This window comes from Streptomyces bauhiniae (assembly GCF_004784475.1).
Taxonomy (GTDB): domain Bacteria; phylum Actinomycetota; class Actinomycetes; order Streptomycetales; family Streptomycetaceae; genus Streptomyces; species Streptomyces seoulensis.
Genome location: NZ_SRRT01000006.1, coordinates 115,407 through 129,020, shown reverse-complemented (window position 1 = coordinate 129,020; position 13,614 = coordinate 115,407). Strand labels below are relative to the sequence as shown.

The window sequence follows — 13,614 nt, the reverse complement described above, 5'->3', positions numbered from 1 at the left end:
CGGTTGCTGGCGACGGGGGATGCACCAGCAACCGGGCTACTGGAACGGTAACAAGAGATCGGCGGTTCGCAAATTCGGTCCGGCCCATTCGGACACCGATTCGCTTGTCACACCGAGGAGTTGTGACAGGAGTCACCCGTTCCCCATGGCCCGGGCGGGGGTCAGCTCAGGGTGACCTGCCGGTTGGTGAGGCCGCCGCGCGCCCGGCGCTCCTCCGGGGTGAGCGGCTCGGTCACCGCGAGGGCCGCGGCCAGCCGCTCGGCGAACTCGGCGGCCGGCTTCTCGATCTCCTCGGCGCCGACCCCGCTCGGCAGGTCCCACACCGGCACGGTCAGCCCGTGCGCCCGGAACGAGCCGACCAGGCGGGTGCCCTCGCCCAGGCTGGAAGTCCCCGCCGCGTGCAGCCGGGCCAGGGCGTCCAGCAGGTGCTCCTCCTCGTGCGGCATGACCCAGCGCAGGTGGTTCTTCTCCGGGGTCTCGCACCAGTACGCGGCGTCCACCCCGGCCAGCTTGACCGTGGGGATCGCGGCCGAGTTGGCCCGCTCCAGGGAGGCGGCCACCTCGGGCGTCGCGTTCTCCGCGTCCGGCACCCAGAACTCGAACCCGCTGTGCACGACCGGCTCGAAGGCACCCTCGGCATCCAGCAGGTCCTGCAGACGGGGCGCGTCGGAGGGGGCGCGGCGGCCCTCCACCGGGGTGCCCGGCTCGGCCACCAGGGCCCGCTGGAGGGTGTCGGCCAGGTCGCGGCTGATGTCGCCAGAGGCCGTGTCGTTCTGCAGGCCCAGCAGCACCGAGCCGTCGTCGCGGCGCAGCGCGGGCCACGCCATCGGCAGCACGGTGGCCAGCGTGACCGAGGGGACGCCCTCGGGCAGGCCGTCCTTCAGGGTCAGTTCGACGGTGGCGGCCGGGACCAGCTCGCGCAGCGCCACCCAGTCACACTCGCCCGGCAGACCCTCGAAGGGGCGCTGCACCAGCTCCGTCACCGCGTGCGCGGCCGCGCGGCCGTGACACGCCTTGTAGCGGCGGCCGCTGCCGCAGGGGCACGCCTCGCGGGCACCGACGACCGGAACCTCGCCCCCGTGCGGCTGCGGGCGGCTGCCCTTGGTCTGGGGTCGCTTCTTGGCCATGGTGGCTGTCTCCCGGTAACGGCTGGTCTCGTACGGGCGGGAGCCTAGTCGTTCGGGCCACGGGCCACGGGAACCTGTGGACGACGCGGGCGGGGGCGGGCGGAGCCTGTGGACAACCGCCCCTTCGGGCCCTCCGTTCAGTCCAGGCTCTCGAACGCCTCCGTGAAGCCGAGTTCGGCCAGCGCGGCGACCGGCGCGGGGGTGGTGACGCGCGTAGCGAAAGATTCGAGCGGGGCGCCGGCATCGGGATCGTGCACGTCCGCGTGGACCACCACCCAGACCGTCACCTCGCCCGGCACGTCGTCCCGTACGCCCCAGTCGTCGGCGAGCGCGTCGATGATGCTCAGGCCGCGGCCGCCGTGCGCGGTGACCGAGGGGGTGGCCGGGGCGGGGCGGGTCGGGCCGCCGCCGTCGGTGACCTCCACGATGAGCCGTCCGCGCGGGTCGATCCGCCAGTCCGCGCGCACCGCGCCGTCCCCGGCCCGGGCGCCGCCCAGCGGGCGTCCGTGCCGGCACGCGTTGCTCAGCAGCTCCGACAGAATCAGCACGGCGTCGTCCACGACCGGTTCCGGGACCCCGCCGCCGCGCAGTTGCGCACGCATCCGGTGCCTCGCCTTCCCCACGCCGGCAGGGCCATGAGGTACGGCCATGCTCGACGACGCGGGCACTTCCTGTGCCACCACCAACGCCACCCCCGAGACCTCCTTCGCCCCACGCCACGGTGTGGATGCCCCATTGGCCTGAACCGGAAACCGGCCAGTCTCGTTCCGGCGACGCATTCGCCATCCGGGTGTGGGAAGTGAACGCGCCGGAGCACTCCTTGACGACGTGGGGCGTCAGCGGCCGAGGCGGCCGAGCACCTCGCGCGGGCGGTTGGTGATGATGGCGTCGACGCCCAGGTCCACACAGAGGTCCACGTCGGCGGGCTCGTTCACCGTCCACACGTGCACCTGGTGACCGGCCTCCTTGAGCCGCAGTACGTACGCCGGGTGGCTGCGGGCGATGCGGATGGAGGGGCCCGCGATGGTGACGCCCTCGGGGAGGCGTCCGTCGCGCAGGCGGGGGGTGGCGAACTGGGCGAGCAGCACCAGGGGCAGGGCCGGGGCAGCGGCGTGCACCCGGTGCAGGGAGCGGGCGGAGAAGCTCATCACGCGCACCGGGGAGGCTTCGGGGGAGGCGGGGGCGTGCAGCCCGTACCGGCGCAGCAGGGCGAGCAGCCGTTCCTCGACCTGGCCGGCCCAGCGGGTGGGGTGCTTGGTCTCGATGGCCAGCTCGACCCGGCGCCCGGCGTCGGCGACCAGTTGGAGCAGGCGTTCCAGGGTGAGGACGGACGTCTCCTCGCGGTCCTCGGGCCGGTGTTCCCAGTCGGGCTCCTCGTCCCGGCCCGCGCGGCCCTTCCAGGAGCCGAAGTCGAGGGCCGAGAGGTCGGACAGCTCCAGGGCGGAGACGGCGCCTCTGCCGTTGGAGGTGCGGTTCACCCGGCGGTCGTGGACGCAGACCAGATGTCCGTCGGCGGTGAGCCGTACATCGCACTCCAGGGCGTCCGCGCCGTCCTCGATGGCCTTGCGGTAGGCGGCGAGGGTGTGTTCGGGCGCGTCCTCGGAGGCTCCACGGTGGGCGACGACCTGGATCGTGTGGTGTGGTGCGTGGGTCACCGCGTCATGGTGCCACCGACCGGGGGTTGTGCGGGGAGCGCGAGCGGGCAGGTGACCGGGAGGAGTGCGCCACCACGCGGGCCTCCGTGCATACTTATCTCACTTATGCCCGAGAAGTCTTATATAAAGGGTCCCCGTGGTCCCACAGGGACCGCTTACGGTGCCCTGACGGCCCGTGGGAAAAGCTGAGTGCGTACAACAGGAACAGGTACGGGACCAGGTGCGGCCTTGTCGCGCCGGTCCGCGCGTCTTGGGCGACGGGCGTGCGCACGGCCACGGACATGACCGACCATGGACCGGCGCGACCGTACGCGACCCGTATACGACGTGACGCGACCGGTGGCGACCGAGCATGATCGAGTTCGACCGAGCGCGACCGACGACAATAGCCGTGGATCGAGGAGAGAAGAGCTGTGAGCACCGAGAACGAGGGCAACGCGGTACCCCCGGCCCCGTCCGCACCTCCTGTGCCGGTGGCATCTCCCGCTCCCCCGCAGGGTGACGCGGGTGCGACGGCTCAGCTTCCGCCGGTGCCTTCCGGCCCGCCGGAGCAGCACCCGTACGGGTCAGCCCCCACCCAGTCCTACGGCGCCCCCGAGGGCTCCTGGCCGCCCCCGCCGCCCCCCGGCACGCCGGGTCACGGCGAGGCGGGCGCGGGCGGCGCGGGCGGCGGCTGGGGTGCCTCGTACCAGCAGCCGGCGCCGAAGCCGGCCGGCGGCGGGCGCGGCGGGCTGATCGCGGCAGTGCTGGTGGCCGCGCTGGTCGCGGGCGGTCTGGGCGGCGGCCTCGGCTACACCCTGGCCAAGGACAACGACGGCCAGGGCTCCACCACCGTCTCCGCCGCGGACAACGGCGCCTCGCAGGTCAAGCGGGCGCCGGGCACCATCGCGGGCGTGGCCTCCAAGGCGCTGCCCAGCACGGTGACCATCGAGGCGGAGAGCAACAGCGGCGAGGGCGGCACGGGCACCGGGTTCGTCTTCGACACCCAGGGCCACATCGTCACCAACAACCACGTGGTCGCCGAGGCGGTCGACGGCGGCAAGCTGTCCGCGACCTTCCCCGACGGCCGCAAGTACGCCGCCGAGGTCGTGGGACACGCCCAGGGCTACGACGTGGCCGTCATCAAGCTGAAGAACGCGCCCTCGGACCTCAAGCCGCTCTCCCTCGGCAACTCCGACCAGGTCGCGGTGGGCGACGAGACGATCGCCATCGGCGCCCCCTTCGGGCTGTCCAACACGGTGACGACCGGCATCATCAGCGCCAAGAACCGCCCGGTGGCCTCCAGCGACGGCAGCTCCAGCAGCAAGGCGTCCTACATGAGCGCCCTGCAGACCGACGCGTCGATCAACCCGGGCAACTCCGGCGGCCCGCTGCTCAGCGCCTCCGGCGCGGTGATCGGCATCAACTCCGCGATCCAGTCCACCAGCGGCGGCAGCTTCGGCTCCGGCCAGTCCGGCTCGATCGGCCTCGGCTTCGCCATCCCGATCAACCAGGCCAAGTACGTCGCCCAGCAGCTCATCAAGAACGGCAAGCCGGTGTACGCCAAGATCGGCGCCTCGGTCTCCCTGGAGGAGTCCACCGACGGCGCGAAGATCACCGACCAGGGCACGGGCGGCGCGGACGCGGTCGAGTCGGGCGGCCCCGCCGCCAAGGCCGGCCTCAAGCCGGGCGACGTCATCACCAAGCTGGACGACTCCGTCATCGACAGCGGCCCCACCCTGATCGGCGAGATCTGGACCCACAAGCCCGGCGACAAGGTCAAGGTCACCTACACCCGCGGCGGCGCCCAGCACACCGTCGACCTCACCCTCGGCTCCCGAGTCGGCGACAGCTAAGCCACTTCCCCCGCCCGCTCCCCTCTCCCGGTACGCTGTACCCCGCTCCGCCCCAGGTGGGCGGGTGCGGGGAGGTGTGCCCGAGCGGCCTAAGGGAACGGTCTTGAAAACCGTCGTGGCAGCGATGTCACCGTGGGTTCAAATCCCACCGCCTCCGCAGAGGAAAGGGGCGTCCCCGGGCAAGGGGGCGCCCCTTCTGTGTCGGGGGCGCGTCTATCGGGGCAGTCGCTCGATTTCGATGGCGAGCGCGCCGAGTGCTTCCTTCTCCGCCGGGTAGATCTCGCGGATGTTGGCGAGCTGCTGCTCGCGGGAGGAGGCCGGGTTGACGTTCGCCGGGCCCTCCCCGTCGAGCAGGTCCTCGAACGTCTTGTACTCCGTGACCCGCTTCACCAGGACGTCACAGGTCTCGTCCGTGCCCTTGACGCGGAAGCGGATGACGTCGCCGGCGGCCAGGTCTTTGAGGTGGGGGTATTTCACCCGTACCTCGATCGTCTTCTGGCCTGCGGCGACGAGCTCGAAGTACCGGCGGTAGAGGTTCAGTTCGCGGAAGTGCGCGGCGGCTGTCTCCGTCATCGGGCGGGAACGCTCCTAGCTGGTGCGGTGGACATGAGCCGGCCTAGTTCACCGGCCGAGTACGAGCGGAAGAAGTGGCGGGGGTCGGCGAGTAACACGTCGGTCAGACCTAGCAGGCGGTCGACGTACTCAGCCAACGAGCCGGGCCATTCCCTGGTGTCGAGCATCCATGGGGCCGCACCGTCGGGCAACGGTGCGCGCCCCTCGCGGATGAGGGACTTGGAGAGCTTCGCGCCCGTGTCCGTGACCACCTGGGGGCAGAAAAGGCGGGCGGGCAACTGCCCGCGGGTGAGGCCCACAGCCTGAAGGGCACCGTCGACGAGGATGCAGCCGGGCATCCAGTCACTCCCCTTGACCATGACGTACAGAGTGCCGGCTGACCCGCTGATCATCAGTTCCTTGACCAGGTTCCGGTACAGCGTGGCCAGGTCCAGGTATCCACCGTCGCCGGGCTCGATGACTACTTCGTACTCGCCATGGTGCAGACACACGGCCGAGACGGTTGCCCGCTCGAAGCCGTCGTGACGCACGCGGGTTCGCTCGGCGTACTTCTCGGCCCACCCACAGCCGGGACGAGGGCAGGGGATACGGACGTGCGGCACGCCGGACGACGGGGACAGGTACCAGCGGGCGGCATCCATGCGAGGCAGTACCCGTAGCCAGGTGCGCCGGAAGGGCGGGGTGGCCTGCTGCTGGGTGTACGTCTCGACCGAGAACGGCACCTTCAGCCGGTCGGAGAGCGCGGTGAACAGCGGCAGGTGAAGCTTGTCGATCTGCTCGGCGATACCGGCCGCGCCGAGGGCGTGAGCGTAGGCCCGCTGGTAGCGGTGACCACTCTCGTCGTCGGTGACGACGGCGTACGGAGCGTTGTCCAACGCGCTGAAGTGCACAAGGGCCGGGACGCCGAACCGCTCCTGGACGCGCGCCGCCGTGGCGAAGGTGAGCGACTGGACCAGGGATGTGCCGATGTGCGGGGCTCCGTTGATCTGAGTTCCCACCACGAACACGATCCGCTCGGGCTCCGCCTTGACTATGTGCGGCCTGAGCAGGTCTTCCGCACTCGTGAGCGCGTTGGCGAGCACGGTGTTCGGCGATACGGGATAGGTGGTCACCGCGTCTTCCCCTCAGTAGATGGGCAGGACTGCGCCGCAGAGCGGCAGATGTGCTTCAGCGGTCGATTGACGCCCAGCGGGTGGGCAACGGGTACGCGCGGAGGGAGTACCGCGCGTCGTAGTCCGTCGCGGTGAACATGAGCGCCCGACCCGATGCGAGGGAGCGCAGCGCGTGCTCGTAGGCGCGCTCGTCATCCGCCCACGCACGCAGCTCTGCGTCAGGGCGAGGTACATCCGGACCAGCGGCCGTGAAGGGCGCGTCTCGGAGGAACAGAGCCCCAAGGGCTGGGGACAGCAGCCGGGCCAGGCGGTGAGCTTCCGCGCGGAGCCAGCGGGCGGCGAGCCGCGGGGAGCGGCCACGGTAGGTGGCGAGCAGGATTTCGCGGGAGCCGCCGAGGTCGTGCGCGGTCGCCTCACAGCGGAACGCTATGGGCGACCGTAGCGAGGCGCGTGCGGAGGCCGGCAAAGCGGGCATCGGCACGGCCGGTTTCATCGCGCGTGCCCCCGAGCCGAATCCTTCGCCTCGATCAGCGCATCGAACTGCATGTAGTACAGCTCGACTTGCATCGCGGTGAGCACGAGCAGCGTCTCGCAGATGCTGCCGTCCTCGTAGTGCACGGTGACCGGCACAGCGGCCTGCTGAGCGCGATGGTCGTAGACGGCATCCCGCTTCACAGGCGTGACGTGTGTGACTGGGACGGGCACGGGGCGGAGGGTGCTTCCGTCGGACCTGGCCCGCCAGTCGTCACCACCCTGGACAGGACGAAGTTGGTACGACGCCGAGATGTTACTCGGCAGAGCGATGACGACCCCGATCCTCCCACCCTTGGCGAGGTCGAGAGCGAGGTCGCCAAGGCGGGGCTGGAACGCTGCGCCTGGGACTAACCCCGCGCTCTTCTCCGGAAGTTGCTTTGTGATTCGTTCGGCCATGCCTCGAAGTTAGGAATGCCTCCGAGGCCCAATATGAACCGAAGGAATACGACTCTCATCCGTCGAGGTGGAAACGGTCTGACATGCGGCGCAGCTTCTCGCGGGTGCTTGCCCGTTCGGCGTACACGATGCTGCGCAGGGTTGACCGGGCGATCGGGTGATTGCGGACGAGCTGGGGAGCGATGCCCTCGGCCGTCTCCAGTTCCATCAGCGCCTTGTCACGGTTCCCGTCCCACAGCCATGCGCGAGCCAGATCCATGTGGTGATGGCCCTGACGGGAGTTGGGAAGTGATTTGATCAGCTCCTTACTCGTGCGCCGGTCTATCGACAGAGCTTCGCGCTGCTCGTGCATCTCCAGGGCAACGCTGATCGCGTGAATCTGCACGTTGCCCGGCGAGAAAGTCAGGCTGTGACGGTCGTACACCGGAGGACCAGCCGTCTCCGTCATCCGCTTGGCCGCACTGCGCGCGTGCTTGATCCGATCTATCGCTTCATCCTTGTGGCCGCCCCGCGCAGCCGCGACAGCCGCACGCAGGTGCAGTGACCCCCACGCCCGAACGGCCAGCGGCTCACCCCGGTCGTAGTCCTGCTGAACGCTGCGAAGCGCCTTGTCCGACAGGGCGATGGAATCGTCCCAGTCCGCCGTGGCCCACATGTCCCAGACGCGCATCCAGTCGGCGACAGCAGGCAATACCGGGTCACCCGACAGCCGCGCGGACCATGCGGCCCGTTCGCAGGCCATGGCGACCAGCTCCGGGTGTCCGAGAACGTGCGCGGCAGTGTGAGCGAACTTGCAGCACACCGCGTAGATCGCGTACGCCTCTTCCCGCTCATGGCCTGTGGCCACTTCGGCCAGGGCGCGTGCCTCGCGGAACAGATCGGGCAGGATCTGCACGATCGCCACGTTCGCGGCGGCGTCGCGGAGTCGGTGCAGACGGGTGGTCTCCTGCCACAGGGCCGCGGCCGGCCGGGGAGTGCCGTCGAAGACGGGAGCGAGGTCGTAACGCCGCAGTTCACGCAGGATCGCCGCGGCGGAGACTTGCCATTGATTCTCGGCGGGGGAGCTGTTGTACGGCCGCCCGATCAGGTCGTTCGGGTGTACGTGCAGCTCCGAGGCGAGCAGGTTGAGCAGGCCCACGCGGTCCAGCTCGATGTGCCCGCGCTCCATCTTGGACACCCAGCCCTGCGTCTTGCCCAGGGCGGCGGCGAGGTCGGCTTGCGTCATACCGAGCCGCAGCCGGGCACGCCGCACGCGCCGCCCGATCTCTTCGGCTTCTTCCAACATCAGCGCGCCCCCCTATAGGCGAGGCGCCGGCGGTCCAGCAGGCGGCGAGGCATCGGGCTCCATCCGTCGGGGCTTCTGCCTTCGACGTTACCCAGGTCATCTACGAAATGTGGAGTCGTATAGCGCGGGAGCGCGCGGTCTCGTCAGTCCACCGTCTCGCTGAACAGCCAACCTGCTTAGACGAATTGCGGTTGGTTCGCACTCTGTGTGGTGGCGCACTCGTATGCTTGTTGTGCTTCGCCTGCTCTTCCTCTTGAACTCGTCGACCTCTTCGCAGGGGACGGCGGCACAGCCCTGATGGTCAGGGGATTGGATGAGCAGGAGGAGCGACGGTGACGAATAACATGGGCAAGCCCCGCAAACCATGGACAGGTCCCGAAAGGTGGACCGTTGGCCTGGCGGCAGTCGGCTTGCTTGTGACGATCATCGCCACATGGGGTCAGTTCGCACGATAGGACGTGTCCCATGCGAGGCCGGCCGTATCCGGGGTTGCTCACGCAGCGAGCCCGGTCGGTTCCTAGACGACCGGGCTCGTGAACTGGGCGAAGGGCCTGACTTGGTTGCAGCCGAGTCAGGCTCTTCGTGTGATTGGCCTCAGTGGGCCTCAGCGAGTCTTATACAGTCTCGGAAAGTCCCAGTGAGTCTCGTACAAAACAGTACACCAGACGGAAAACGCGAAGGCTGTTTCCGGTGTGTGGGACGGCGCTCCAATCTGGTTGGACATTCGAGGTTGCTGGGGCGGGAAGTGCGTGAGTGGACCGCGCTTCCCACGTGAAGCCGGAGGTTGCCCAGGGGGCGCCCCTTCTGGATGCGCCGCGCTACGCCCCCGCGTCCTCCGGATACCACCGCAGCTCGATCGTGTTGCCGTCCGGGTCCTGGATGTAGATCGACGTCGCCTCGCCCCGCGCGCCCGAGCGTTGGACCGGGCCCTCCAGGACCGTGAAGTGGCCGGAGGCGATGACCTCGGTCCAGTTCAAAGGGTCTACGACCAGGCAGAAGTGGTCGACGTTGGAGTCGGCGCGGGGGCCCTCGACGATGTCGATGATCGTGGCCGGGGTGATGCGGACCGAGGGGAAGGGGGCCTTGCCGGCGCGCCATTCGTCGACGTTTTCCGGCTGGAGGCCGAGGAGGGTGGTGTAGAAGCCGAGGGAGCGGTCGACGTCGGCGACCTTGAGGACCAGGTGGTCGAATGCCTTGACGTGCAGGGCGGGCACTTTTCCTCCAAGGGGAGTGGACACCGTCCTACGATCCGCCGGTGCGGGGGCTTCAGCAAGGTCCTCCCGCCCTCCGCGCCGCCGAACCCAGCGTCGCTCGCGCCTCCCCCTCCGGCAGGCCCGTCTCCAGGGCCGCGTCCAGGAGGGGTTCCGCCAGCGTGTCCCCCATGCCTTGCTCCCAGGCCCGGCACGCCGCCCAGAAAAGGCGGGAGTTGCGTTCGCCCTCGTGGGCGGTGCGGACGAAGTGGAGCAGGGCTGCGCCCCCGGAGGCCGAGTGCGGCCGCGAGGGGCGGGGTGGTGGCGGCAGGAGGAGACGCAGCAGGGCCGGGGGACAGGGTGCCGGGCGGAGACGGGCCGTGCCCGGTGCCGTCGCGTACGTGCCGCGGGTGCCCCGTGAGCCGGGGCCGACCAGGTAGCCGCCCGCGCCCCTGATGTCGATGCCGGGCGCCAGCCGGCTCGCGGAGTTGGGGATCGCCACGTCCGGTGGCCCGGTGAGCCAGATATGGCGGCCGCCGCTCGGGGTGAGGACGACGACCGTCTCGGGGATCGTGAACTCGTGCCGTACCGCGAGGGCGCGTAGCGCGGCCGGGGAGTCGGTGCCGGGCTTGGTGTCCAGGTCGACGCCGATCAGATGGTGCGGGGGCAGCCCGCAGGCGATGCCGTAGCCGGTGGCCCAGGGTGCGGCGGCGAAGAGGGCGCGTACGCGGGCGGGGTCGGTGGAGGCGTCGTGCACGCCGTGTCCAAGCCGGCCGCACTCGCCGTGGCAGGGCGGGTGCGCGGGGTCGTCGTGGTGCGGGGAGCGCAGTGCGGGGAGCTTCCGCCGGGACAGGGGGATGACGGCCAGCCCGCGCTCGGCGGCCGACAGCGCGTGGGCGAGGGCCGGCGGCGCGGCCTGTCGCGGGGAGGTGGCCATGCCTCCATGGTCGTACAGACGTTCGATGATGGAAAGTGGGCGGGGATGGTCGGTATCGACGGCAAGGGCGAGAAATGTAGCGATGGGGGTTTATCGACTTCTCGTCACGCTTGCGTGGTAATCACGCCCCCCGAGGAGATTGGGGCGGGGTGGGCCGGGCAGTACTCCGGTGCGACGTCGCAGGAAACGAGTCGGGACGGTCGGCCAACCTCCCTGACTCAAGCCGTAGTCGGTTCTGGAGGAAGAGATGGACAGCAGTCACCGCGGACCTCTCCGGTGAGCCGGGGGCGGGGTCCCTGGGGAGGGGCTCCGCCGGGGTGTGCTTCGGGGTCATGACAGCGGCGCGGCCGGCACTTCGGTGCCCGCCGCGCCGCTGCCGTACGCCCGCCCAAGCCCAAGCCGTCCACGGGCCGCGCCCCGCTCCGGGAACCCCTCCGGGACAACCCCCAGGCCGGGTGGAGGTCCACTCCACCTTCAGGAGGTCCGGCGAACCTCACCCCTACAACCTGAGGCGGACCCGTCTTCGGGACCTCCGGCCGATCCCCCGAGCCGTACCCGCTCCTAGCGTGGAGACATGACCGCACCCGTCTGCACCAGCGCCTCGGCCGCCGCCGCACCAGCGCGGCAGACTCTCCCCCACCCCCGGCTCGCCCCGGCCGCGACCGCGCTCTACCCCTCCTTCGCCTCCTACGTCCGCGCCCGCCACCCCGCCCTGCTGCGCACCGCCCGCTCGCTCACCGCCAACCCGAGCGACGCCGAGGACCTGCTGCAGACCGCGCTGGCCAAGACGTACGTCGCCTGGGAGCGCATCGAGGACCACCGGGCGCTGGACGGCTATGTGCGCCGCGCCCTGCTCAACACCCGTACCTCGCAGTGGCGCAGACGGCGGGTGGACGAGTTCGCCTGCGACGAGCTGCCCGAGCCGGAGCCGCGTCCCGGCGGCGACGACCCGGCCGAACGGCAGGCGCTGCGCGACGCGATGTGGCGGGCGATCCTGCGCCTGCCCGCGCGCCAGCGGGCGATGGTCGTCCTGCGCTACTACGAGGACCTCAGCGAGGCCCAGACCGCCGAGCAGCTCGGGGTCTCCGTCGGCACCGTGAAGTCCGCCGTCTCCCGCGCCCTCGGCAAACTCCGCGAGGACCCCGAGCTGAGCCCGGCCCACTGAAAGACCCCGCCGCGAGGCGCACCCCACAGCGCGACTTTCCCTGCCCCTAGTGACATACCGCTCGGTATGTGCGCAGAATCAGCGCGACTCTACTTCCGTACAGGCAACGCTGCCGGGGAGGACGCCCGCCGTGCTGAGCACCATGCAGGACGTACCGCTGCTGATCTCGAGGATTCTGACCCACGGCGCGACCGTGCACGGGTCGTCGCGGATCACCACCTGGACCGGCGAGGCCGAGCCGCACCGGCGCACCTTCGCCGAGATCGGCACCCGCTCCGCCCAGCTCGCGCACGCCCTGGCCGGCCTCGGGGTCCGGGACGACGATCGCGTGGCGACCCTGATGTGGAACAACGCGGAACACGTCGAGGCGTACTTCGCCGTCCCGTCCATGGGCGCCGTGCTGCACACGCTCAACCTGCGGCTCCCCGCCGAGCAGCTCGCGTGGATCATCAACCACGCCGCCGACCGAGTGATCATCGTCAACGGCTCGCTGATCCCGCTCCTCGCGCCCCTGCTGCCCCAGCTCCCCACCGTCGAGCACATCGTGGTGTCCGGCCCCGGCGACCGCGCCCCGCTCGCGGGCGGCACCGCCCGGCTGCACGAGTACGAGGAACTGCTCGCCGGTCACCCGGAGACGTACGACTGGCCCGAGCTGGACGAGCGCCGGGCCGCGGCCATGTGTTACACCTCCGGCACCACCGGCGACCCCAAGGGCGTGGTGTACAGCCACCGTTCGGTCTACCTGCACTCCATGCAGGTCAACATGACCCAGTCGATGGGCCTGACCGACCAGGACACCTCGCTGGTGGTCGTCCCGCAGTTCCACGTCAACGCCTGGGGCCTGCCCGACGCCGCGTTCATGACCGGCGTCAACCTGCTGATGCCGGACCGGTTCCTCCAGCCCGTGCCGCTCGCCGAGATGATCGCGGCCGAGCGCCCGACGCACGCGGCCGCCGTCCCCACCATCTGGCAGGGCCTGCTCGCCGAACTCGGCGCCCACCCCCGCGACGTCTCCTCCCTCGTCCAGGTCACCATCGGCGGCGCGGCCTGCCCGCCCTCCCTGATGGAGGCGTTCGACGCGCTCGGCATGCGGGTCTGCCACGCCTGGGGCATGACGGAGACCTCCCCGCTCGGCACGGTCGCCCGGCCGCCGGCCCACGCGATCGGCACCGAGGAGGAGTTCGCCTACCGGCTCACCCAAGGCCGCTTCCCCACCTCCGTGGAGGCCCGCCTCACCGGCCCCGGCGGCGAACGCCTGCCCTGGGACGGCGAGTCGGCGGGCGAGCTGGAGGTGCGCGGCCCCTGGATCGCGGGCGCCTACTACAACGGCCCCGACGCCGAACCCCTGCGCCCCGACGACAAGTTCAGCGCGGACGGCTGGCTGAAGACCGGTGACGTCGGCACCATCTCCCCCGACGGCTTCCTCACCCTGACCGACCGCGCCAAGGACGTCATCAAGTCCGGCGGCGAGTGGATCTCCTCGGTCGCGCTGGAGAACGCCCTGATGGCCCACCCGGACGTCGCCGAGGCCGCCGTGGTCGCCGTGCCGGACGAGAAGTGGGACGAACGTCCGCTGGCCACCGTGGTGTTGAAGGAGGGCGCGGAGGTCGGCTTCGAGGCGCTGCGCGTCTTCCTCGCCGAGGAGTGCGGGATCGCCCGCTGGCAGCTCCCCGAGCGCTGGACGATCGTCGAGACGGTCCCGAAGACCAGCGTCGGCAAGTTCGACAAGAAGGTGCTGCGCAGGCGGTACGCGGACGGCGAGCTGGACGTCACGCGGCTCTGATCAGAGGTCGGGCCGGGGGTAC

General features: G+C 70.5%; 12 protein-coding genes and 1 tRNA gene. 4 read left to right on the top strand and 9 right to left on the bottom strand.

The window, feature by feature from the left end; translation table 11 throughout:
* Nucleotides 1–161: 161 nt before the first annotated feature.
* The 3 genes from E5083_RS20375 to E5083_RS20365 form a co-directional block, all read right to left on the bottom strand.
* Nucleotides 162–1,127, bottom strand: a complete 966-nt coding sequence (locus E5083_RS20375; RefSeq protein ID WP_135787150.1) for a DUF5926 family protein — start codon at nt 1,125–1,127, stop codon at nt 162–164.
* Nucleotides 1,128–1,264: 137 nt separating this feature from the next.
* A complete protein-coding gene (locus tag E5083_RS20370; RefSeq protein WP_135787149.1) occupies nt 1,265–1,906 on the bottom strand; it encodes an ATP-binding protein in 642 nt (213 codons plus the stop codon).
* A gap of 57 nt (nt 1,907–1,963) precedes the next feature.
* A complete protein-coding gene (locus E5083_RS20365) occupies nt 1,964–2,782 on the bottom strand; it encodes a glycerophosphodiester phosphodiesterase (RefSeq protein ID WP_135787148.1) in 819 nt (272 codons plus the stop codon).
* A gap of 413 nt (nt 2,783–3,195) precedes the next feature.
* Between E5083_RS20365 and E5083_RS20360 the strand changes: the two genes are divergently transcribed.
* Together E5083_RS20360 and E5083_RS20355 are read left to right on the top strand one after the other, a co-directional pair.
* Nucleotides 3,196–4,617: a S1C family serine protease gene (locus E5083_RS20360; protein ID WP_135787147.1), complete on the top strand. Its 1,422-nt coding sequence runs from the start codon at nt 3,196–3,198 to the stop codon at nt 4,615–4,617.
* 70 nt (nt 4,618–4,687) lie between these two features.
* Nucleotides 4,688–4,774, top strand: a tRNA-Ser gene (locus tag E5083_RS20355).
* A gap of 56 nt (nt 4,775–4,830) precedes the next feature.
* Here the strand turns inward: E5083_RS20355 and E5083_RS20350 are convergent.
* The 6 genes from E5083_RS20350 to E5083_RS20320 form a co-directional block, all read right to left on the bottom strand.
* Nucleotides 4,831–5,190 carry an ASCH domain-containing protein gene (locus E5083_RS20350; protein WP_135787146.1) on the bottom strand — a complete coding sequence of 120 codons (360 nt, stop codon included), beginning with the start codon at nt 5,188–5,190 and terminating at the stop codon, nt 4,831–4,833.
* The gene (locus tag E5083_RS20345) at nt 5,187–6,302 is read right to left on the bottom strand and encodes a hypothetical protein (RefSeq protein ID WP_135787145.1); all 1,116 of its coding nucleotides are present in this window, start codon (nt 6,300–6,302) and stop codon (nt 5,187–5,189) included. The genes E5083_RS20350 and E5083_RS20345 overlap by 4 nt, the downstream gene beginning before the upstream one ends.
* Before the next feature lie 489 nt (nt 6,303–6,791).
* Nucleotides 6,792–7,232 (bottom strand): hypothetical protein, encoded by a 441-nt coding sequence (locus E5083_RS20335; protein WP_135787143.1) that lies wholly within the window; start codon nt 7,230–7,232, stop codon nt 6,792–6,794.
* Nucleotides 7,233–7,287: 55 nt separating this feature from the next.
* Nucleotides 7,288–8,517 (bottom strand): helix-turn-helix domain-containing protein, encoded by a 1,230-nt coding sequence (locus tag E5083_RS20330; protein WP_135787142.1) that lies wholly within the window; start codon nt 8,515–8,517, stop codon nt 7,288–7,290.
* 818 nt (nt 8,518–9,335) lie between these two features.
* Complete coding sequence (locus tag E5083_RS20325; protein WP_135787506.1) at nt 9,336–9,722, bottom strand: VOC family protein; 387 nt, start codon at nt 9,720–9,722, stop codon at nt 9,336–9,338.
* A gap of 61 nt (nt 9,723–9,783) precedes the next feature.
* The gene (locus E5083_RS20320) at nt 9,784–10,644 is read right to left on the bottom strand and encodes a bifunctional DNA primase/polymerase (RefSeq protein ID WP_135787141.1); all 861 of its coding nucleotides are present in this window, start codon (nt 10,642–10,644) and stop codon (nt 9,784–9,786) included.
* Between the two features lie 574 nt (nt 10,645–11,218).
* On the opposite strand from E5083_RS20320, the gene E5083_RS20315 reads away from it, so the two are divergent.
* The gene (locus tag E5083_RS20315; RefSeq protein WP_135787140.1) at nt 11,219–11,809 is read left to right on the top strand and encodes a SigE family RNA polymerase sigma factor; all 591 of its coding nucleotides are present in this window, start codon (nt 11,219–11,221) and stop codon (nt 11,807–11,809) included.
* Between the two features lie 130 nt (nt 11,810–11,939).
* On the top strand, nt 11,940–13,592 hold the full coding sequence (locus tag E5083_RS20310; RefSeq protein WP_167513593.1) for a long-chain fatty acid--CoA ligase: 1,653 nt from the start codon (nt 11,940–11,942) through the stop codon (nt 13,590–13,592).
* Nucleotides 13,593–13,614 lie beyond the last annotated feature (22 nt).

Bases quoted from the DNA above. Each gene is read 5' to 3' on its own strand.
- E5083_RS20350 (WP_135787146.1), bottom strand. From the start codon at position 5,190: ATGACGGAGACAGCCGCCGCGCACTTCCGCGAACTGAACCTCTACCGC.
- E5083_RS20330 (WP_135787142.1), bottom strand. From the start codon at position 8,517: ATGTTGGAAGAAGCCGAAGAGATCGGGCGGCGCGTGCGGCGTGCCCGG.
- E5083_RS20335 (WP_135787143.1), bottom strand. From the start codon at position 7,232: ATGGCCGAACGAATCACAAAGCAACTTCCGGAGAAGAGCGCGGGGTTA.
- E5083_RS20375 (WP_135787150.1), bottom strand. From the start codon at position 1,127: ATGGCCAAGAAGCGACCCCAGACCAAGGGCAGCCGCCCGCAGCCGCAC.
- E5083_RS20320 (WP_135787141.1), bottom strand. From the start codon at position 10,644: ATGGCCACCTCCCCGCGACAGGCCGCGCCGCCGGCCCTCGCCCACGCG.
- E5083_RS20370 (WP_135787149.1), bottom strand. From the start codon at position 1,906: ATGCGTCGCCGGAACGAGACTGGCCGGTTTCCGGTTCAGGCCAATGGG.
- E5083_RS20315 (WP_135787140.1), top strand. From the start codon at position 11,219: ATGACCGCACCCGTCTGCACCAGCGCCTCGGCCGCCGCCGCACCAGCG.